Here is a 20,833-nt window from a genome sequence, read left to right as displayed (position 1 = left end):
TTCCCTGGCTTTATGAAAAAATTACTGCAGGATCACGTCCTGGCCTTCTTCCAAACCGCTGACGATCTCGACGGCCGTCGGCGTCGAAATTCCTTGTTCGACGTCGATTTCGCGGATGCGTTTCCCTTCCTCCAGCACCCGGACGAAGGTTCGGCCGAGATAAGCCCTCAGGCCGCTTTTCGGAATTTGCAGCACGTTGTCCTTCTTCTGCGTCACGATCTTCACGTCGACGGAAGTGCCGATTTCGGCGTTGTCCGGCAGCTTCGGAAGCTCGATGTACAGCGTTTTGCCGTACTTCTCCGCGAGATCCTTATTCAGCGTCTGGGGAGCCGAGCTCGGCGTTTGGACGACCTTGCCCTGGAGCGTCGTTTCCCCCAGCGTGATCTCCGCCGCCATGCCCACCTCGGCGTCCTTGATGTCCGCGGAATTCTCGACGCGCATGGACACCCGCAGCTTGGTCGGATCCGCCACGGTCACGAGCGTCTGGTAAGGCTCCACGAAGTCGCCTTCCTTGAGGCTTTCCACGAATACGACCTGCCCGTCGATGTTCGAAACGAGCTGCTTGCTGTTTAATTGCTGCTTCAGCCGGTCGTACTTGATTTGCTCGATCTCCTTCTGAAGGGAGGCGATGCGCAGCTGGTCCGAGTTGCCCGCGGCTTGTTTATAGGCGAGTTTGGCCCGCTCGAGGGCCAGCTCCTGCTCCTTCAATTGAAGATCGAGACCGTCCATGACCAACTGAACGAGAACGTCGCCCTTCTTCACCATGTCGCCGGATTTGACGGGGATGTTTTGGATCCGTCCGCCTTGGCCGGTAAACTGCGCGACGTCGGTCGAGACCGATTCCAGCGACCCGACTCCGCTGATCTGTTTGACGATCGTCCCCTTCTCCACCTTCACGGTGCGGTAATTTTCCTGGGCCGGCTTCACCAGCGGAGGCTTGAGGGCGCTCTCTTCCTTGGGAAGCAGCGAGCACCCGGAAAGGGCGGCCGCGAGGGCGGCGGCGGCCAGCGTGGCCGCAAGCTTAGTGCTGCGCGACAATTTGTCCATCCTCCAGTTCGTATACTTGATCGACGATTTCCATAATGGCCGGATCGTGCGTCGTCAGAATGACGGTCATCCCGTGCTGCTGAACCAAATCGCGGAACACCTTGATGATATGCAGGCCGGTCCGGCTGTCCAGCTCCGCCGTCGGTTCGTCCGCCAGCAGCAGCTTGGGACGGTGGGCGATCGCCCGCGCGATGGCGGTTCTCTGCTGCTCGCCGCCCGACATTTCGAACGGCCGATGGTGCATCCTCGACTTGAGACCGACCTGGTCCAACGCGTGAATGGCGGCCTCCTTCCGGTCCTTCGCCGGAAAATCCGAAATGCGCAGGATGAATTCCACGTTTTCGTAGGCGGACATCAAGGGGATCAAGGCGAAGGATTGGAAAATGAGTCCCATTTCCGTCCTCCTGATTTCGTCCCTCTGGCGGTCCGTCAGGACCGACACCTCGCGGCCCGCGAATTTGACCGAGCCTTCCGTCGGACGGTCGAGCGCGCCGAGCAGGTTGATCAGCGTCGTCTTGCCGGAGCCGGAACGGCCCTTGAAGGCGATCAGACGCCCCGGCGGAATGGCGATGTCCACTCCTTTGAGCACCGTGACCGCGCCTTGGCCCCGTCCGAAGGTCCGCTTGACCCCGGAAGCTTCTATGATATTCGGTGTTGCGGCGTTCATCCTTAACGTCACCTTCGCTTTCCCGTCTTGATCGTTGCTTTTAATCCGCGTGTCGACGCCCGATCGATTGCCGTTCGAGCATCGTCGGTGGCACCTTCTCCGTTCTCCCCTGGCGCCCCGCGAGCAGCTCCTGCAGCAGCACGACGGCTTTCTCCGCGTACAAGTCCCTGGAGTGGCGGATCGTCGTGAGAGGAGGAACCGTGTAAGCGGAGTAGGTATCCCCGTCGTATCCGCAGACCGATACGCGGTCCGGCACGGCAATCCCCATCTGCGAAAGCGCCTGGATCGCGCCGGCCGCCATCAAATCGTTGGCGCAGAACAGCGCCGTCATGTCGGGGCGCCTGTCAATCAAGGCAGCCGCGGCTCGCGCGCCGCTCGTGCCGGAGAAATCGCCGCCTTCCAGCAACTCCTCCGAATGCTCGATCCCGTACTCCCTTAAAGCGTCGCGGAATCCCTCGTACCTCTCCGCGCATATGCGCAGCCCCGAAGGACCTCGGATATGCCCGATGTGGCGGTGTCCCTCTTCGAGCAGCCGCTTGGCCGCCAGGTAACCGCCTTGATAATCGTCGGCGACGACGGAGGAGCACCGAGGGCCCGTGACGCCTTCGAAGTTGACGCATGGAATCCCGAGCTCCAGCGCTTCCTCCATCAGCGGGTGCCCGCCATGGAAAGCGGGCAGCGCCACGCAGGCGTCGAGCCCGCGGGAACCGATAAAGTAGGACAGCCGTTTAGGCGGATAACGCGAGAACGGAACGGAGAAGAAAATCGCGTCCTTGCCGATGCGCTGCAGTTCCCGCTGAATCGCCGGAAGCAGGAACACGAAACCGCTGCTCGCCTCGAATTCAAACTCGGGCATGATGACTCCGACGAGCTGGCTGCTCTTCCCGACCAGCTGCTTGGCGCCGTAGTGCGGGATATACCCGAGCTCCTCGGCTTTGTCCCGCACCAGGCGGCGCGTCTCCTCGTTGACTCCGTAAACTCCGTTCAGCGCCCGGGAGACGGTGCTCGCCGAGAGCCCAAGGGCGCCCGCGATGTCCCGGATAGCGGTCCGTTGGTCCGCCGAGCCCGCCGTCATGTAAGGTCCAATCCGATCCCGCCGAATACGCGCGGTAGGTGCTCCATGGCAAAACCCCTTTCCGGAAGGAGTGTCCGATTTTTGCAAACGTTTGCAATAACCTTTCCTACCAATATTAGGTTGAGGGTCCGGTGAAGTCAATGACTTTTATTACGCGAATGTTGGAATAAAACACACATTCTGCAAAGCTTGCGATTACCGCTTGCGAATTCGAGCGGCGTGCAGTATCTTAGGAGTAGTTAGGAAAATTATTTTCTTGTATTGATATATAATAATGAAATTAATTTTCTTGTGGAGGCGGCCGAAGTGAGTATTTTATCCGCCATAAGGGACCAGATGGACAGCCTGCATCCCAAGGAGAGGGAACTGGCCTCCTTCTTGCTCGAGCGGCCCCAAGAAGCCGCGCAGCTCAACATCACGGAGCTCGCCCGCCGGGCAGGCAGCAGCACCTCCACGGTGTCGCGGTTTTGCCGAACGTTCCATTTTCAAAATTTCCCGGAGTTTAAACGAAAGCTCGCGGCCGAACTCGCCGGGCAAGAGGCGCCGACGAAGTACCAGGACATCGTGGCTGGAAATCCGTTGGCCGACATCGTGTCCGCCATTACCGCGAACCACCTGCGGTCGCTTTCGGATACGACCCAGCTGCTCGATCTGGCGCAGCTTCGGCAAGCGATCGATGCGCTGCACCGCGCCGGCCGAATCGATTTGTACGGCTCGGGGACTTCCGGCCTCGTCGCGCAGGATTTTTGGAGCAAGCTGATCCGCGTGGGCAAGGCGGCGGCCGTGTTCTCGGACCCGCACATGCAGTTGACCTCCGCGGCATCGCTGTCCTCCAAGGACGTGGCGATCGGCATTTCGTATTCGGGGGAAACGCCGGAGACGATCCACTCGCTGCGCTGCGCCTCGGAGCAAGGGGCGCTGACCGTTTCGGTCACCCGGTTCGGCACGAACCCGCTGGCCGCCATGGCCGACATCCGGCTATTCACCTCCTCGTCGGAGGCCGGCATGCGGCGGGGAGACATGGCGTCGCGGATGGCGGCGCTTCACGTCGTCGACATCCTGTTCACCGGGCTGGTCAGCGAGCATTTCGACGAATATGTCCCGCGGCTGGAACGTTCGTTCCAAACCGTCCGCAAATATACGGGGAAAGAGGAGAGGAATCCGCGATGAACGTACTGGTATTCGACACGGACGACAAGTTGAACGAGGCGGGGGCCAACATCATTTCGGGCGTCGTTCAGACGAATCCGAAGGCCGTGCTGGGGCTCGCCACCGGCGGAACGCCGGTCGGGATTTACCGGCAGCTGGTGAGCGACTACGAGCGGGGAATGTTCAGCTTCAAAAACGTCACCACGTTCAATCTCGACGAATACGTCGGCCTTCCGGAGGACCATCCCGAAAGCTACCATTCCTATATGCGGGACCATCTGTTCCGTCATATCGACCTGCCGGCCGCCCAAGCGCATCTGCCCAACGGCAACGCGCCGGATCCGGTCGCGGAATGCAGCCATTATGACGAGCAGATCGAGCAATCGGGCCAAATCGACCTGCAGCTGCTCGGACTTGGCCATAACGGCCACATCGGCTTCAATGAACCGGCCCACGCCTTGATCAAAGGGACGCACGTGGTGGATTTGGCCGAAGCTACGTTAAAAGCGAATGCCCGTTATTTCAGTTCCATGGACGAAGTGCCGCGCCAGGCGCTGACGATGGGCGTCGGAACGATCCTGAAAGCGAAAATGATCCTGCTCGTCGTCAAGGGAGCGGATAAAGCGGACATCGTCGCCCGCGCGCTCAAAGGACCGATCACGACGGATTGCCCGGCGTCGCTGCTGCAGACCCACCCCCATCTGGTCGTGCTGCTCGACCGTTCGGCGGCGGAGAAGCTGTCATGAGCGGGCCGCGGGAATGTCTCATCGTCGGCGCTCGGGTCGCGACCCCGGACGGGGTGCTCGAAAACGGCTGGATTTGGCTGCGCGACGGCAAAATTGCGGGGCTAGGCGGGTATGAGGGTTCCGATTCCATTCCGGCTGAAGCCGCGAACGCGGTCCGGGTGGAAGGCGCCGGCGGCTGGGTGCTGCCCGGCTTCATCGACATGCACGTGCACGGCGGGGCCGGGCACGACTTCATGGACGCGGACGCCGAGGAGCTTCGGACGATCACCCGCTTCCACGGCCGTCACGGCACGACCGGCATGCTGGCCACCTCGATGACTTCGCCTCGGGAAGACCTGACGCGCGTGCTGGAACGGGTGAGCCGTTTTATCGCCGGCGGGATGCCTTATGCCCGGCTGCTCGGCGTTCACATCGAAGGGCCGTTCGTCAGCCTCAAATGGAAAGGCGCCCAAAATCCCGCCTACATCCTGCCTCCCCAGCCCGAATGGCTGGAGGGTTGGGTCCGCGATTACCCCGGGCTCATCCGGCAGCAGACGCTGGCGCCGGAAACGGAAGGCGCGCTCGCCTATATCGAACAGCTGAATGCGGCCGGCGCCGTAGCGGCCTGCGGCCACACGGACGCCACTTACGAAGAGATCCTGAAGGCGGCTGACCACGGGCTTCGCCATGCGGTCCACACCTTCAACGCGATGCGGCCTTATCACCATCGGGAGCCGGGAACCGTCGGCGCCGTGCTGACCGATCCCCGCATCATGGCGGAAGTGATCGCGGACGGCCACCACGTGCATCCTGCCGGGATCAAAATGCTCGTCGCGGCCAAAGGAAGCGACGGCGTCATCCTGATCACGGACGCGATGGCCGCAGCCGGCATGCCGGACGGCGAATACGAGATCGGCGGCCTGCCGGTCGTCATGGCGGCGGGCGTCGCGCGGCTGAAGGACGGCGGCAGCCTCGCCGGCAGCACGCTGACGATGATCGACGCGTTCCGCTTCATGGTCCGCGAGGTCGGCGTGCCGATCCCGGCCGCGAGCAAGATGGCCAGCGCCAATCCGGCGCGCCAGCTCGGCCTGGACGGGGAAATCGGCACGCTGGCGGCCGACAAGCGTGCCGACGTCCTATTGCTGGATGAGGGGCTGGAGCTGCGCGGCGTTTGGGTCGGCGGCGAACGGATATTGGAAGGTTGAAGCGTAATGTGAAGAAGCCCGTGGGTCGTCCGCGGGCTTTTTTGTTTTTTGGGGTTTATATATGTTATCGTCGCATTTTGCGACCATTTTGCTTGATCGGCGGGACTCCGGCTCGTTATCGTCGCATTTTGCGACTATTCCACCAAAGAGTTATGTTACTTTCTTGCACAACTCCACTGCTCTCCCACCATTCCATCGAAGTTATGTAACTTTCTCACTCAACTCCGCCGCTCTCCCACCATTCTACCGAAGTTATGTAACTTTCTCACACAACTCCGCCGCTCTCCCACCATTCCACCGAAGTTATGTAACTTTCTTGCACAACTCCGCCGTTTTCCCACCATTCCACCGAAGTTATGTAACTTTCTTGCACAACTCCGCCGCTTACCCACCATTCCGCCGAAGTTATGTAACTTTCTCGCACAACTCCGCCGCTCTCCCGTCGCCCCCCCTCCCCAAGCTCGTTCCACATTTTTCAGCAATATGAGACATTTTCGCTTATAATGGAAAAAGAATGTAAGAACGGAAATCAAAGAAATGAGGAGACCGATGATCCGAATCGTGATCGCTGACGACCAACGGCTGCTGCGGGACGGCCTCCAGACGATGATCAACCTGTCCGACGGCATGGAAGTCGTCGGCCTGGCCGAGAACGGGCGCAAAGCGCTCGAGCTGACGGGGACGCTGCAACCCGACCTCGTGCTGATGGACATCCAGATGCCCGAAATGGACGGAATCGAGAGCACCCGCAAAATCCGCGCGCTCTACCCCGCAACGAAGGTCCTTATCCTGACGACCTATCCAGAAGATGATTACATCATCGACGCGCTGGTCGGCGGAGCGAGCGGCTTCCTGCTGAAAGACTTGCCGGGCGATAAGATCATCGCCGCCATCCGAGACACGATGGCCGGCACCTTACTGATGCCGACCGCCATCTCCGCCAAGCTCGCCGCTCGGCTGTCCGCCGGTCCCGCCTCCAACTACGCCGCCGCTCACACCGCCGCCCGCACGGCAAATCCGATTCCTGCGGACCAAGACCCCGGGTTCACGGACCGGGAATGGAAAATCATCGAGCTGATGGCCGAGGGCCGGAGCAATCGGGAAATCGCGAACCTTCTCTTCATCAGCGAAGGGACCATCCGCAACTACATCAGCATCATTTACAGCAAAATCGGGGTCAACGACCGCCTGAAAGCCGTTAACCTGCTGCGCGGCTGGCTGCCCCCCAAATCCTAACCGTCCTTGTGGAGGTCTATGCCGTTGCTGCCCGCCAAACTCAAAAAAATGCTGCTCAGAACGGGACTCGTCCTGCTGTTCGTGTCGGGATGGCTCGTTCCGATCCTTTTCCTTTCCGAAAACTCCAACGTGCGGACCACCGATTTGAGCGCCAGCTCGGAATGGATGTTCCACGAGGGCGATTTGCCGCTCGACATCATCCAGAACCCGCTGTCCATCACCAAGGACAAGGTCTGGACACCGCTTCGCAACGCGGAAAAACGGCTGCCGAAGCCCGGCTACTATTGGCTCAAGATCGATATCAAGTCCGAGCCATACCGCGATCCGAACCTCTTTATCAACAACCTGCGCCACTTCGAAGCGTTCTATAACGAGAAACTGCTCCTCGAATCCAACTTCGAGAACCGCAACCCCCGAGTGCTTGAATATTACGACTGGCATTTGCTGTCCTTCTCTTTCGGTTATCCGGCCGAACCGTTGCTGCTGCGCGTCTACTCCGACGACGGCATCGTCAAAACCGGCACGATCCAGGTCGGTAACGCTGCGGATTTCATCGTGCGGATCCTGCACAAAGACGGGGACAAGCTGCTGTTCGGGACGATTTTCACGCTGCTCGCCATCGTGGCCGCCCTGTTCTACTTCAACACGCGCAAAAAAATGTTTTCCTATTTCAGTCTGCTTGCTTTCTGCGCCGCCTACGCGGCGATCTGCCGGACGTTTGCGCTCGGGCTGTTCGTGGACGCGCAGCCGCTCATCTATTTCCACGAATCCATGCTTCCGCTCGGCTCGTTCGCGTTTCACGGCTTCTTCGACCATCTGTTCGGGGGCGCGACAAGATTCCGCCGAACGGCCCGATACAGCATGCTGGCGCTGACCGTCGTCTGCATCGGCATCGGCTATTGGAGCAACGAGGCTTACCATGCTCTGCTCTTCTACGTTTTCCCGCTGCTTTTCCTGCTGCTCATCGGCACTTCGTTCAAAATCCACTCCCGCATTTACCGAAGCCAGCCGAGTACCGAGTCCGTCATCATGATTTTCGGCTATGCCGTTTCCAACGCTACCACGTTCCTGACATCCCTGCTGCTGCTCTTCCCCGCGCTGAGAACGTATTTATCGCATCATGTTCCGTGGCTTGAGCCCTATGTCCGCGACGACCAGCTGCCGGTGTTCACCGGGATGTTCGTTTTCCTATGCTGCATGGGCTCCATCGTGCTGCTGCGCGAGAATCAAGTGCATCGGCAGGTCCACAATTATTCGCGCCAATTGGAAGAGAAGAACCGAAAGCTGGAGGAAATCGACAAGCTGAAGGACGAATTCCTCGCCAACACTTCGCACGAGCTCCGGACGCCGCTGAACGGGATCATCGGCATTACCGAGTCCCTGCTTGAAGGCGTCGCCGGACCGCTGAACGAGCTGGCCCGCAGCAACCTGTCGATGGTCGTTTCAAGCGGCAAGCGGCTTTCCGGACTCATTAACGACATTCTGGATTTCTCCAAACTGAAGCATTCCGGCGTGACGCTGTTCATCCAAGGGGTAGACCTCAAGCGCTCGGCGGACAGCGTCGCGGGCGTCCTGCAGCCTTTGGCCCACTTGAAGGACATCCGGCTGATCAATCACGTGGACGACCGGCTGCCGCTCGCGGCCGCGGACGAGAACCGCGTGCAACAGATTCTTTATAACCTGGTCGGCAACGCGCTGAAATTCACGGAGCAAGGACAAGTGGAAATTACCGCCCACCAGGACGACCAATGGATTTATATTTCCGTTACCGATACGGGCATCGGCATTTCGGAAGACAAGCTGGAGAAAATTTTCGAGCCGTTCGAGCAAGGCGAAGGTTCCGCTGCGAGGGAATACGAGGGCGCCGGCCTTGGCCTTGCGATCACCAGAAAGCTGGTCGACCTCCACGGCGGCGCGCTCGGAGTCGTCTCCATGCCGGGCCAAGGTTCGACTTTCACGTTCACGCTGCCTATCGCGGAGGAAACGATGCAAAGCGCGGCAACTCTAGCCGTGGAAGAAGCCAAAGCCCCCGTTCCGCTCGTGGCCGCGGCCGTCGAGTGGATCGAACCGACATCGCAGGAAGAGAAAGTCTGGTTGAACCGGGAAACGTGCTTGCTCCTCGTCGACGACGATCCCGTCAACCTCCAGGTGCTGACCAATTTCCTGTCGACGCAGCCGTATTCGATTCTCAAAGCGTCCAACGGGGCCGAAGCGCTCCGGTTGTTCGAGCAAGGCGTCCGGCCGGATTTGGTGCTGACGGACCTGATGATGCCCCGCATGACGGGATACGAGCTGTGCCGCAAAATCCGGGAGAAATTCAAACCGAGCGAAATTCCCATCATCGTGCTGACGGCCAAAAACCAGATTAACGACCTGGTGGAAGGCTTCGACGCGGGAGCGAACGACTACTTGATCAAGCCCGTCGCCAAACGAGAGCTGCTGGCCCGCATTGAGCTTCATCTCCAGTTGAGTCAGCTGACCGGCTCTCTCGAGCGGAAGGTGCTCGAACGGACCCGCGAACTTCAGGATAAGAACTTGCAGCTGCAGGCGGCGATGCGGGAAACCGCCCAAGCGATGGCGGAAGCGTCGGTCCTTGAGGAGCGCAACCGCATCTCGTTCGATATCCACAACACGGTCGGCCACACGCTGACGGCCTGCATCGCGCAGATGGAAGCGGCCAAAATGCTCATCTCCCACGGGAAAACCGAGCTGGCCCTGCCGAAGCTGGATACGTCCCGCGAGCTCGTAAGCAAAGGGCTGAACGAGATCCGCGAATCGATCCGCATGCTGAAGCAGGAAAGCACGGACGAAAACTTGTCCGTTCGGCTCATGAGACTCGTCCGGGAGACCGAAGAGTCGGCGGACGTTCGGATCGAGGCCGACATCGCGGCGCTTCCGGCTCTGGGATCCGCTCAGAAAAGAGCCATCTACCATGCGCTGCTGGAAGGACTGACGAACGGGATCCGCCACGGCAAAAGCCGGTTTTTCACCTTCACGCTGACGCACGGCAACGGCCGGATTTTTTTCCGGCTTTCGAACGACGGGGAGCCGCTGAAAGCGGGCGCGACATTCGGCTTCGGACTGTCGGCCATGGAGGAGAACATCCGCAGCCTGGGCGGGGAACTGACAGTGGAGCCTGCGGGCGATCGGGGAACGCTGCTGTCCATCGACATCCCGCAGGATTGGCGGACGCAAAACCGGTATTTGGAGCACGGCGGTGACGGAAACGAGTATCTGATCTGACAATCCCACAAAGAAAACCAAAAGGGCTTCTCCGCGAGGAGAAGCCCTTCTTATTTGCCCGGAGCCGGCGTTACCGTTATACCGCTTCCGATTGGCTCGTTTTGTTGCGTGCCAGCTTGAGGTAGCCGTACACGTTCTGAAGCTCGCTGTCCTCGACGAACCGAAGCCGCATGTTTTCCGCCGCTTCCAGAATATACGGCCGGAGTGCGGATGCCCCTCCGCCCAGCACGTAGAAGCACTGGATGTCGGGATACTTCTTCCAGCGTTTGCGGATGAGGTCCACGATCTTCTGAGCCGCGCGGCCGAAATAGTTGTCGACGATCGGGCGGATGTCCGCTTGCCCTTCCCCGACGCGCTGGATAATGAACTCTCCCCGGCGGATCCTTTGGATCAGTTTCGTGCGGCTGGGGAAACGGTAGCCGAACTGGTCCTCCACGTCGCGGATGATCGAGTCCAAATAAGAGGCCAAACCCAGCTGCTCGCCGGTGCTGAATTGGTTGTCGATGCTCATCCGTTTGACGACCGGGAAATCGGTCGTGAGCGCACCCATCTCGCAAATGCCGATGCAGCCGTAATAGAGCTCTTCGTCGCGCACTTGCAGGTTCTCGTGCGTCGCCATATGGAACAGCGCCGCCGCGCCTTCGATCGACACGACCGCCCGGCGGATATTCACCCGCACGGTGCGGCCCCGCAGCTTCGGCGTGGAAAGGAACGTCACTTCATGCTCCCCGACCAGCCGCTCTTCGAAAATTTGGTGGTAACGCGCATACGTGCGGACCGGAAGGCCGGTTCCGAGCACGTATTCCACCTGGTCGACGGTCTCTCCCGGCTGCAGCGTGTTGGCGACGTTCGTCACGCTGGCGTAGGCGAGCGCGGTAAGCGCCACGATCAGCGCCTGGTCGCTGGTCGCTTTATTGTCCGTCTCCTCGAGCTCCGCGTTGTCTTGATCTTCGGAAGCGAGCAGACCGACGAAATAGCGCTGGCTTTTCTTTTTCAGTTTGGGGCTGTATACCATGACGTCCAGCGCTTTCAGCGGGGAGTCTTCTTCTTGAAGCACGTGCCTTTCATACCCCGGGGATACGATGCTGGGAATGATGATCGGTTCGTTCGACCCGCTGACGACGAGCTTCACGCTGTCGTTGCCGATGTCGATGCCTGCCAATTTGATCATAAGTAGCCTCCTGACTTCCGCGAATTCCTCAATCTGCTAAACATGCTACCTTACAGTTTTCGCCCCGCTCTGACAAAATCCTGCTTTTTTAATAAGAAGATTCACGACTTTTTTACCGAAATAAAGGAAATTGCGAGATAAAGGTCGAATGAAAGTAAACGATGTCGTGGAGAACGCAGGAGGACAGTCATGAGATGGAGACGTCAGAAGTTTACCTTCATGGTCATTCCGGACGCCAATAACCAGGTGGTCCGGTTTCAATTGTCAGGGGTCGTGATCTTGAGCGCGCTCATATTGCTGGTCGCTTTGACGGCCGCTGCCGTTACCGCCGTCATCCTGTACGGCAACCGGGCGAGCGAGGTCGGCCGCCTGAAGCACGAGCTCGCGTCCTCATCGGGGCAGTTCGAGAAAATCATTTCCGACAAGGACCGCCACATCGGGGACCTGCAGACGGAAGTGGCCGGACTCTCGGAGCAGGCGAAATCGATCCAAGGCAAAATGGCGGACCTGGGCAAGCTGGAAACCCAGCTGAAGCAAATCGCCGGACTCGAAACCAAAGACGCTCCGGCGGCTAAAGTTTCCGCAGACGAGACCGCGGACGAATACGCCATGGACGGCGAAGGAACCGGCGGAGAGGAAATCCCGGTTACGGACGAGGAGATCGACGGGCTGCTGCAGGAAACGTTCAGCGATTTCACCGACTTGGGCGGCATGATCGACGCCATGAAGCCCAGATTGGAAGAGACGAAAGACGCCGTTCTGAAGCGGCAGGCGCAGCTGCGGGTTACTCCAACGATTTGGCCGACGGATTCCCGCAAAATCACGTCGCCCTACGGAGTGCGCAAGGATCCCTTCACCCACCGTGCCAGGTTCCATGCCGGCATGGACATCAGCGGCGACATCGGCGACCCGGTGTACGCGACGGCGGACGGGACGGTGTCGCATGCGGGCGTTGACGGTTCGCACGGCAATAACGTCATGGTGTCGCATGGGAACGGCATCACGACGCACTATTCCCACCTGAGCAAAATCTTGGTCCAGCCCGGGGACAAAGTCCACAAGGGCGACGTGATCGGCAAAATGGGCTCGACGGGTCGAAGCACCGGTCCCCATGTCCACTATGAGGTTTACGTCGGCGGCCAAACCGTTGACCCCAAACCGTACCTTCACACCAGCAGAGAGGACAAGTGACCATGTTCAAAAACAAAAAATCGAAAATCGATCCGAATATGACCGACACGCTGATCGGCGAAGGCACCCATTTCGAAGGCAAAATCCGCTCTGAGGCCGGTATCCGCATCGAAGGCCATCTCACCGGCGATATCGAGTGCACCGGCGACGTCACGATCGGCGAGAACGGCTCCGCCCGCTCCAACGTCCGTGCCCGCCATGTCATTCTCGCCGGCCAGGTCACGGGCAACGTGATTGCCTCCGGCAAGCTCACGATCAAGGCGACGGGAAAGCTGCTGGGCAACTTGACCGCGCAAGAACTGTCCATCGAATCGGGCGGAATCTTTCAGGGCTCCAGCAAAATGGAAACCGGTAAAGAGATCGCTGCCACGGATGAAACGGACTCCGCAAACTCCGTCTCTCCTGCGGCCGATGCCGCTTCCACTGCAGTTTTGAAAACCTGGTAATCTACCATTTTCCGAATGTCCAGGTCCCGGTTTTCCTGAATAAGGAGAACCGGGACTATTTGCGCGTTCTTCGCGGCTTCGTGTATGATCATAGAGGGAACTCCCATCCCGGTACAGCCGACAATGGAGTGAAAACGATGGATGAGTTGAAACAAGCCTATGAAACTCTTGGACTTTCAGAAACCGCTTCCCGGGAAGAGGTCGAACAGCGATATTTCCTGCTCCTGAAGAAGGCGCGGTCGAAGCAGACGAATCTTGACGAGATCAACCGGGCTTACAACAAAATCGTGGGCTTCGAATCGGAGAAAGCATCGCCCCTTGAGAAGCAGAGCAAAACGTCCTATTTCTTCTACTACTATAAATTTCATTTGCTGGCGGTCATTATCGTCATCCTAGTCGCTATCTTCTCGATTAAAGGATACGTGGATCGGAAAAACGAGGAAGCGAACAAGCCGCCCCTCGATCTGGAGGTCACCGTGTTCGGAAGCTTCTACAGCACGGACGACAGCGCGAATCTTCTCTCTCAAAACCTGCTTCGGCTGGAGCCCGAGTGGAAACGGATCGACGTCGGCGTTTCGTATATCCCGAAAGAAATGCAATCCCAGCAGGATATGGCGATGCAGCAGAAAGGCATGCTGACGATCATGACGGAGAAAATGGACCTCTTGATCCTCGACGAGAAAAACTTCGAGCAGCTGGCGAAGCAGAAGGCGTTCGTCCCTCTGGACAGCCTGCCGCTGTGGAAAGACTTGAAGTCGAACACGGACAGAATCCGAAGCGCGCTCGCGGAACAAGATACGACCGCGCACCCGTACGGCATCGACATTACCGATTCCGCCGTCTTCAGCGGCTCGCAAATTGACGCCCCGGGGGAAAGAAAGATTTTGGCAATGCGCGCGGAGCTGCCGCATAAGGACAAAGCGTTGGATTTAATGCGTAAGATCATCGAGCCCTTGAAATAACGAAAACCTCGGTTCCGTGCCCGGACAAGGGCAGCGGAACCGAGGTTTTTTCGTTACGGCCGTCAACGGCTCAGCCAGTAGACAAGCAGGCCGGCATGAACGACGAACATCAGCGGAATGCCCGCGTAGAACGCGGCGTTCTTCGTTTTGTGCCTGCGTGTCCTCATGGCGATCCACGCGCCCAGCGAACCGCCGACGGCCGCCGTGAGCAGCAGCGTGCGTTCGCGGATTCTGCGGCTTCCCCGCCGGGCTTTCGATTTGTCGATCGCCATCAGCAGGAAAGCCGCAATGTTGATGATACCCAAGTAGATCCATAGTACGTTCAATGCCGCAGCCTCCGGAAGCTCAACCTTTACTTCGGATTATACACCCCGGAACGAAACCGCGAAATCATCGGAGCCGTTTTTCGTCTGGATGCCGTTCCAGCCTGCCGCGTCTTTCACCGTGCCGGAGCGGAACGTCATGACGTACAGATGGCCGGACTCCAGGTTCCCGTCGAACTTCAGCACGACCTCCGTGACCACCGCGTTCGTGTTGTTCAGCGCGTCGTCGTCGATTTTCACGTAGTCCCCCTCCTTCTCCCGAACGATGAACGCGGCTTCGCTCACGTTGCGGACCGGCTCGCTGAACAGGATTTTAACGGCGTTTTTGCTGATCGGAACGACATCTTTAACGAATGGATCAGGGTTGCGGGCTTGCGTGCCCGCGAAGCTGTCCCGATCCGCGTTGTTCGCGGTCACCAGGTTATCGATGCCCGTCACGCGCGACAAGTAGACGTGGCCCGGGCGGAACAAAGCCGGATTGCTGTCGTTGTTCGTGCGGAACTGGACGTAAACGGTCTTGTTGTCGTTACCGGGCTTGCGGCTTTTATATGACTGCCAGCCGGTCATCGAAACATTATTGCCGTTGTCCGTCAAAATGCCCAAGCCCATCTTCGCGATGTCGTTGTCGCTCGGTGCCCGGTTAAACGTCACTTCGAGCGTGTTCTCGTTGGCGGCATTCACCGACTGAAGCTGAATCGACTGCGCAGGATTGGCCACCCCGCCGAATTGGAAATATTGCGTCTCCATGCTGTTGCCGGCCATGTCCGGAATGCCGGATACCGTCAGCGTATAGAGCGTGGCGTCTTTCTGAGGGGAGGTCGTCAGGCGGACGGTTTTGCCGTCTCCGTCCAGCTCCGCTTTGATGACGGACAGCCCTTTGTCGATGCTGTACCGGTTCAGGTTGACCGAGATGTCGGGGTGAACCCGTTCGTTGAAGGAAACCGTGATGCGCCCGGTCGAATCGTTAAAGCTGAAGGAAGCTTTGGGCACCGAATTGTCGGAGACGAAGTTGCTGCTCCAATCGTTCATCTCGTTGCCGCCCAAGTCCTTGACGTCGCGGACGGTCAACCGGTATGTCGTGCCTTCAGTCTGCCAGGCGGTGGTGATCGTGACTTTGCGATTGTCGTCGGAGAGCTTGATGCCCGTGATTTTCAGGCCGTTATTGATGGAGTAGTTGGAGCCGTTCGTCGCCGAAGCACGGTCGACCGGTTCCGAGAACACGAGCTCCAGCGTGCCGCCCACCTGCCTGTTGAAGGAAGTGATCGTGGGCTTGACGTTATCGTTCGACATTCCCGTAAACGTCCACGGTACGCCGTCAATGTACAGCGAGTAAGCTTTGTTGGCGGTCTGGCTCGCCGTGAACACCGTCACGGAAAGGCCGTCCCAGTTCACCAGCGTTCCCAGAACGTCGAGCTCGACGCCGAGTACGTCGCGGATCTTGAATCGCGATGCTTCCGCCGTCGTGACCGGCTGGATCAGGTTCACGCGCACCTGCTGGTTGCCGACGGCGGTGACCGACGAGACGCGAAGCTGCTGGCCTTGCATTTGCATGTAAACGGCGTAGACCGCCTCGACGAGCAGACCGCGCGTCGCCGGTCCGGTGTAGTCCTTCATTTGGGGAATCCAGCCGTTCTGCAGGGCGATTCCCACGGAATTCCGCGCCCATGCGGACACCTTGCCGACGACGTAGAGATTGCCGGAGGATTGGCCGTAAGACCGGACCAGGACGGCCGCCAGCTGCTCGACCGTGACGGGACTATCCGGACCGAATTTGCGCGCGCCGTTGCCGACCATCAGGCCGGCTTCCGTCACCGCTTCTACGGCCGTATAGGACCATCTCGTGCGGATGACGTCCGAGTAAGTCGGCGATCCGGAAGGCGGCGGAAGCTCCATCAGTTTGTAGAGCACTTGGGCAAACTGCTCGCGGGTCATCGATTGATACAGGCCGGCCGAACCGTCGCTGAACCCGGAGAAAATGCCTTTCTGCCGCAGCACATCGAATTTCTGTTGCGTGGTCAACTCCGCCGCGCCTGCCGCCGGAATCGCGATGCCTCCGAAGAGAAGCAGCGCCAGCAGGGCGAACACAATCCTTCTCATCCCCATCACTCCTTTGTGCGTTGCCGATCTTAACCGATCGGACGGTACACAATCAGACGCAGGGTAGATACATTATGTTTCGTTGTCCCCCTCATTTTTTTAAAATTTTGAGACGAAATGGAGCAGGCTTGTCCTAAAATGGGAGGGCGCCAGCGGCGAGGGTATCGAGAAAATGCACCAAAACGACGTATCCCCTCGGCTCAGGGGATCTGTGCCAAGGGGACTCGGGGTTCGGCCGGACTGAGCAGCGAAGAAATCGCATCTCCATTCACTCACTCTGAGCGAAGGGGATAGGTCGGTCATCTATGATCGGATGATTTGTTCTGAGCGGGGGAGATAAGCAGGTGGGCTATGATCGCAGTTTCACGTCCTGAGTGACGGGGATACGCTGCTCAGTTACTCTCGCAGAGCGTCTCTCAATCTGCTGGACATGGCCGAATCCGACTTGGTGACGGTCTTAGCGGCGGACTTGCGCAGCTGTTCTTTCAAACGCCCGTTGGCTTCTTGAAGATTCCGCAGCTCGTCCCGCAACGCGGACGGGTCGTCTTCTTGCTTTACGGGCCCCAATCTTTCCCCGTTGGCGTAATATTGATCTTCCCTGTACACACGGAAAGCGATCTCCATCTCGGGTATCCCTGACGAACGCAGATGGCGGTCGACGATTTCGGCAAAACGGTCCCGAACCTCGGCCCCCCGCTCGAACCAGGCGACTTCGACGAACGGATAGGAGGCAACCGTCTCCCCGCGGAAAACGGCTGCGGTTTGCAGGCATTCCAACAAAAAATGGTCCTCCGGGCATTGGCACAAAGCGGCCAACTCGGCAACCATCGCTGTACTGACGGCCCGGACTTGGTCGACCTCCACACCCCGAATCAACAAATGCGGCACGAAGAAAACTCCTTTAACGTACGGATTCTCCTAGCATACCGCAAAAATGAAAGGAGAGAAATGTGCGGCTATTAGGCGGGAGAGGCAAGCGAAGAATCAAATAGTGGATGTGGTCCACTGTTTCGGTAATTTTGCGAATGTGCAGGCCAAATAGCGGCTGTCGTCGACTATTTCGGCGGGTTTCACCGGGCTTCGAATCTCGCCCACCTTAAAACAAACGAAACCGGTCACAAGGGGCCGGTTTCGTTCGTTTTACTGCTGATCCTCTTTCTCTTCCGGCTCGTCGTATTTATTGATGTGGGCGACCATCGCTTCGACGGCTTCCCCGCCCTGCGTGCTCGAAGGCACCGCCTTCACTTCGTCTTCCGTCTCATCCAGGAAATTTTGATGATCCGCGCGGATCGCATCGATGCTGTTGCTCATGTTGCATTCATCCTCTCCGTTTAGTTGTCTTTGAGGGACAGCAGCCATTCCTCATAACAATCCGGACACACCACGTTCAGCTTTTCCTCGACGCCGGAGGCGTCATAAACGGTGATCGTATGCGCCTTTTCCGACTCATGACCGCAATCTTCGCAAGTATAGGCCACCGATTTACCCCTCCAAGACGTTGATCCTGAGGGCTAGGATACCCGGAAGGGCCTAAAATATTGACTGTTTACAATTTGTATCATATTATGAGTCATGTATACAATCTGTATCATGGAGGACTAAAAATGCTGCTCTCTTTACGCAAAAAAACGCTTTCCCTTTTAGCCGTGTTCCTCATCATCGGAACGCTGCTCCTGCCGCAGTTCGCTGCGGCGCAAGACACCCCCCACCCCGGCGTCCTGCAGCTCAGCCAATCGGAGTACAGCGTGATTGAAAACGCCGGCACGCTCACCGTAACGGTCAATAGAACCGGAGGCAGCGACGGCAACATCGGCGTCGAGTATTGCGACTGCGCCATCACCGCGACGCGAAACGTGGATTACCAGTACGTTCACGGCTGGCTGCAGTTCGCGGACGGGGAAACGAGCAAAACGTTCCAAGTGCACATCATCGACGACACCGCCGTTGAAGGACCGGAGACGTTCCGGCTGCTGTTGAAAGGCACGACCGGCGGAGCGACGCTGGCGAATCCCCCCTATTCGATCGTGACCATCGTCGATGACGATCAGCCGGCCCCTGCCGAACAAGGCACCGTCAAAGGCAAGGTCGCCGACGCCATCACGCTGGCCTCCCTGACCGGCGCCACGGTTGACGTTTACGACTCAAGCAATGTCAAGGTAACGACCGTGACGACGGACGATTCCGGCCAGTACTCGCTCACGCTGCCGGCAGGGTCCTATAAAATCGTCGCTTCCAAAACCGGTTATTCCAGCGAAAACAATTTGGTCACGGTTACCGCCAATACGGACACTTTCAACTCTCCCTTGTACCTGGTGCCCGTGGCGAACCAAGGAAACGGCACCGTTTCCGGAACGATTACGAACGCTCTCACCGGCCTTCCCGTACCCGGGCTGACGTTAACGTTCCGCAAGGGGCAGAACGTGTTCGACGGGCCGAGCTCCGGAACCGCGACGACGGACCAGAGCGGCCAATATACAATTGATCTGCCCTCCGGGAACTATACCGCCGAAATCACCGGCACCGGTTATCTGCCTTCTTCCATTCTCGTCGTCGCCGTAGGCGGCACCGTGAAGGACCATCAAGACGGCACGGTTACGCCGACGCTGGCCGAAGACGAGATCCGCATCGTCCTGAACTGGGGAGCCTCTCCTTCGGACCTGGATTCTCATTTGACGGGCCCTAACGGCGCCAGCCGGTTCCACGTCTACTACAGCAACAGTACTTACGATACCGACACGACCGATGCTTCTCTGGACATAGACGACACGACCAGCTTCGGACCGGAGACCATCACGCTGAAGCACCCGGGAGACGGCGTTTATCGCTACTCCGTCCACGATTATACGAATAGATTCTCCAACTCCAGCCAAGCTTTATCCAATTCGGGCGCGGTCGTGAACGTTTACCAGGGTTCGAACCTGCTGGCCACGTTCTACGCTCCCACGGATACCGCCGGCACCCTGTGGACCGTTTTCGAAATCAACAACGGCGTTTTCGTGCCGGTTAACCAATTGAAGTTCAACTCGGACAGCTCCAACGTTTCGGCATTCTAAGATTCCGCCGAATACCGATTGCACTGCCTCCTCCTGATGGGATATAGTGGGTTTTGGAGGTGGCTGATGTGTCCAAAACCAAAGCCCACAAATCCCGTCTCAAAACGGAACGGGAAAGCGGACGGAATCCGGAACTGCTCCGGAAAGCCTGGATCCGCAAACCGCTGACGCAAGTCAAACCGAACAAGAAAGCCGAACAGCGCCGATCGCAATGCCGTCAACTTGGCAGCCGCGACGGCGCTGTTTATTTTTCCATACCCGCCCTGTTCAAAACCGGCTTCGGATCTTCTCTTTCAACCAATACAACCACGGGCGGTGGACGGGCGGGGAGTCGATCACGCGCCCGTCGTGCAGGCGCACCCAAGTATCGAACCCCGGTTTTCCCAGCTTCAAGCGAATGATCCGCGCCCCGCGGGCATATCCCCATCGCCCGTATGCTTGGTAACCGCTTGCCCTTCCGTAGTACAATTCCGTTTCCAGCAGCTTTCCTCCGTAATCGTTGATATGGTCGTGTCCGCAGAACGCGCCCAAAGCGCCGCCTCCCGCCTCCATCGCCGCGAAAAAGCCGGAGTTCACCTTCGGGCATGCCGCCCGCTCGTGCCGGTGGCCATAACAGACCTGCGTGTGCCAGACCTCCTCGTATTCCGGAAGAGGGATATGAAAGAAGGCCAGCGACGGCACGACCGTTCCCCCGTTCTCTCCCGTCAGCTTCGCTTTCTCTTCCAAATACCAATCGATCTGACTCGTTCGGATCCAATCATAGCCGGGAATCGCGGGGATGCTCGACTTCGCGCCCGTATCGAGGAAAAACAGCGCCGCGCCGATTTTCCCGCTCCCGTACCGCACCCGGATGACGTAATTCCCCACCCCGTCGACATCCGCCGGCCCCGGTTCCGCCAGACATCCCGGCAGCTCGCGCATCGTCCGCATCAAGTCCTGGCGAGTCACGGCCTTTTCCGAATCGTGGTTGCCGAAGACGGCCGCCCAAGGAATGCCGCTCCCCGCCGCGACGGACAACGCCTCCCGCAGCGACCGGCGGGGTTCCGCGCTGTTCAGGCTGTAAATCATGTCCCCGGTAAACGCGATAAGATCCGGCTTCTCCGAACTCAGAACCTTCTCCATCAGATCTCTCGTGCGCAAATCCTTCGGTTCCCCATTTTGCCAATGCAGGTCCGTAAATTGCACGATCGTAAACGTGCCGTCCCGGCGAAAGCTGAGCGAACGGCTCATCGGACCCCTCCCC

General features: G+C 58.7%; 19 protein-coding genes. 9 read left to right on the top strand and 10 right to left on the bottom strand.

From position 1 onward, the window contains the following. Nucleotides 1-21: 21 nt before the first annotated feature. The 3 genes from EAV92_RS00500 to EAV92_RS00490 are packed head-to-tail and all read right to left on the bottom strand — an operon-like array spanning nucleotide 22 to nucleotide 2,789. The gene (locus EAV92_RS00500; RefSeq protein WP_164472574.1) at nucleotides 22-1,038 is read right to left on the bottom strand and encodes an efflux RND transporter periplasmic adaptor subunit; all 1,017 of its coding nucleotides are present in this window, start codon (nucleotides 1,036-1,038) and stop codon (nucleotides 22-24) included. Then, entirely contained in the window at nucleotides 1,022-1,714 is a 693-nt protein-coding gene (locus EAV92_RS00495) for an ABC transporter ATP-binding protein (RefSeq protein ID WP_123039283.1), read from the bottom strand. Before EAV92_RS00495 ends, EAV92_RS00500 begins: the two co-directional genes overlap by 17 nt. 40 nt (nucleotides 1,715-1,754) lie before the next feature. Beyond that, nucleotides 1,755-2,789, bottom strand: coding sequence for a LacI family DNA-binding transcriptional regulator (locus tag EAV92_RS00490; RefSeq protein WP_123039282.1), 1,035 nt, complete (start codon nucleotides 2,787-2,789; stop codon nucleotides 1,755-1,757). 306 nt (nucleotides 2,790-3,095) lie between these two features. Here EAV92_RS00490 and EAV92_RS00485 point away from each other — a divergent pair, with 306 nt between their 5' ends. The 5 genes from EAV92_RS00485 to EAV92_RS00465 all read left to right on the top strand — a co-directional run bounded on the left by EAV92_RS00485 (nucleotide 3,096) and on the right by EAV92_RS00465 (nucleotide 10,347). Further along, nucleotides 3,096-3,959, top strand: coding sequence for a MurR/RpiR family transcriptional regulator (locus tag EAV92_RS00485; protein ID WP_123039281.1), 864 nt, complete (start codon nucleotides 3,096-3,098; stop codon nucleotides 3,957-3,959). Continuing rightward, a complete protein-coding gene (nagB, locus tag EAV92_RS00480) occupies nucleotides 3,956-4,684 on the top strand; it encodes a glucosamine-6-phosphate deaminase (protein ID WP_123039280.1) in 729 nt (242 codons plus the stop codon). The genes EAV92_RS00485 and nagB overlap by 4 nt, the downstream gene beginning before the upstream one ends. Next, entirely contained in the window at nucleotides 4,681-5,868 is a 1,188-nt protein-coding gene (nagA, locus tag EAV92_RS00475) for an N-acetylglucosamine-6-phosphate deacetylase (RefSeq protein WP_123039279.1), read from the top strand. The genes nagB and nagA overlap by 4 nt, the downstream gene beginning before the upstream one ends. Nucleotides 5,869-6,417: 549 nt before the next feature. Next, the gene (locus EAV92_RS00470) at nucleotides 6,418-7,104 is read left to right on the top strand and encodes a response regulator transcription factor (RefSeq protein ID WP_241158392.1); all 687 of its coding nucleotides are present in this window, start codon (nucleotides 6,418-6,420) and stop codon (nucleotides 7,102-7,104) included. 24 nt (nucleotides 7,105-7,128) lie between these two features. Beyond that, on the top strand, nucleotides 7,129-10,347 hold the full coding sequence (locus tag EAV92_RS00465) for an ATP-binding protein (protein ID WP_164472573.1): 3,219 nt from the start codon (nucleotides 7,129-7,131) through the stop codon (nucleotides 10,345-10,347). Nucleotides 10,348-10,423: 76 nt separating this feature from the next. Here the strand turns inward: EAV92_RS00465 and EAV92_RS00460 are convergent, their stop codons facing one another. Continuing rightward, nucleotides 10,424-11,518: a ParM/StbA family protein gene (locus EAV92_RS00460; protein ID WP_123039276.1), complete on the bottom strand. Its 1,095-nt coding sequence runs from the start codon at nucleotides 11,516-11,518 to the stop codon at nucleotides 10,424-10,426. 189 nt (nucleotides 11,519-11,707) lie between these two features. Between EAV92_RS00460 and EAV92_RS00455 the strand changes: the two genes are divergently transcribed. The 3 genes from EAV92_RS00455 (at nucleotide 11,708) to EAV92_RS00445 (ending at nucleotide 14,117) form a co-directional block, all read left to right on the top strand. Continuing rightward, nucleotides 11,708-12,709 (top strand): M23 family metallopeptidase, encoded by a 1,002-nt coding sequence (locus EAV92_RS00455; RefSeq protein ID WP_123039275.1) that lies wholly within the window; start codon nucleotides 11,708-11,710, stop codon nucleotides 12,707-12,709. Between the two features lie 2 nt (nucleotides 12,710-12,711). After that, entirely contained in the window at nucleotides 12,712-13,155 is a 444-nt protein-coding gene (locus EAV92_RS00450) for a bactofilin family protein (protein ID WP_123039274.1), read from the top strand. A 137-nt stretch (nucleotides 13,156-13,292) separates the two neighbouring features. Beyond that, nucleotides 13,293-14,117, top strand: a complete 825-nt coding sequence (locus EAV92_RS00445; protein ID WP_123039273.1) for a hypothetical protein — start codon at nucleotides 13,293-13,295, stop codon at nucleotides 14,115-14,117. 62 nt (nucleotides 14,118-14,179) lie between these two features. On the opposite strand, the gene EAV92_RS00440 is transcribed toward EAV92_RS00445, so the two are convergent. The 5 genes from EAV92_RS00440 to EAV92_RS24325 all read right to left on the bottom strand — a co-directional run bounded on the left by EAV92_RS00440 (nucleotide 14,180) and on the right by EAV92_RS24325 (nucleotide 18,015). Further along, nucleotides 14,180-14,443, bottom strand: a complete 264-nt coding sequence (locus EAV92_RS00440) for a DUF1294 domain-containing protein (RefSeq protein WP_206424269.1) — start codon at nucleotides 14,441-14,443, stop codon at nucleotides 14,180-14,182. A gap of 36 nt (nucleotides 14,444-14,479) precedes the next feature. Continuing rightward, nucleotides 14,480-16,537 (bottom strand): Ig-like domain-containing protein, encoded by a 2,058-nt coding sequence (locus EAV92_RS00435; RefSeq protein ID WP_164472572.1) that lies wholly within the window; start codon nucleotides 16,535-16,537, stop codon nucleotides 14,480-14,482. 396 nt (nucleotides 16,538-16,933) lie between these two features. Continuing rightward, on the bottom strand, nucleotides 16,934-17,425 hold the full coding sequence (locus EAV92_RS00430; RefSeq protein ID WP_123039271.1) for a DUF1904 family protein: 492 nt from the start codon (nucleotides 17,423-17,425) through the stop codon (nucleotides 16,934-16,936). A gap of 252 nt (nucleotides 17,426-17,677) precedes the next feature. After that, nucleotides 17,678-17,848, bottom strand: coding sequence for a hypothetical protein (locus tag EAV92_RS24330; protein ID WP_164472571.1), 171 nt, complete (start codon nucleotides 17,846-17,848; stop codon nucleotides 17,678-17,680). 20 nt (nucleotides 17,849-17,868) lie between these two features. Then, nucleotides 17,869-18,015, bottom strand: coding sequence for a hypothetical protein (locus tag EAV92_RS24325; RefSeq protein ID WP_164472570.1), 147 nt, complete (start codon nucleotides 18,013-18,015; stop codon nucleotides 17,869-17,871). A 126-nt stretch (nucleotides 18,016-18,141) separates the two neighbouring features. Between EAV92_RS24325 and EAV92_RS00425 the strand changes: the two genes are divergently transcribed. Continuing rightward, nucleotides 18,142-19,590 carry a carboxypeptidase regulatory-like domain-containing protein gene (locus tag EAV92_RS00425; RefSeq protein WP_164472569.1) on the top strand — a complete coding sequence of 483 codons (1,449 nt, stop codon included), beginning with the start codon at nucleotides 18,142-18,144 and terminating at the stop codon, nucleotides 19,588-19,590. A 267-nt stretch (nucleotides 19,591-19,857) separates the two neighbouring features. Here EAV92_RS00425 and EAV92_RS00420 read toward each other — a convergent pair whose 3' ends face one another. Further along, nucleotides 19,858-20,820 carry a metallophosphoesterase family protein gene (locus tag EAV92_RS00420; RefSeq protein WP_123039269.1) on the bottom strand — a complete coding sequence of 321 codons (963 nt, stop codon included), beginning with the start codon at nucleotides 20,818-20,820 and terminating at the stop codon, nucleotides 19,858-19,860. Nucleotides 20,821-20,833: the final 13 nt, after the last annotated feature.

The organism is Cohnella candidum, assembly GCF_003713065.1.
GTDB classification, from domain to species: Bacteria; Bacillota; Bacilli; order Paenibacillales; family Paenibacillaceae; genus Cohnella; species Cohnella candidum.
Note: the sequence above shows the minus strand (reverse complement) of the source record. Positions and strands in the feature narration are given on the sequence as shown.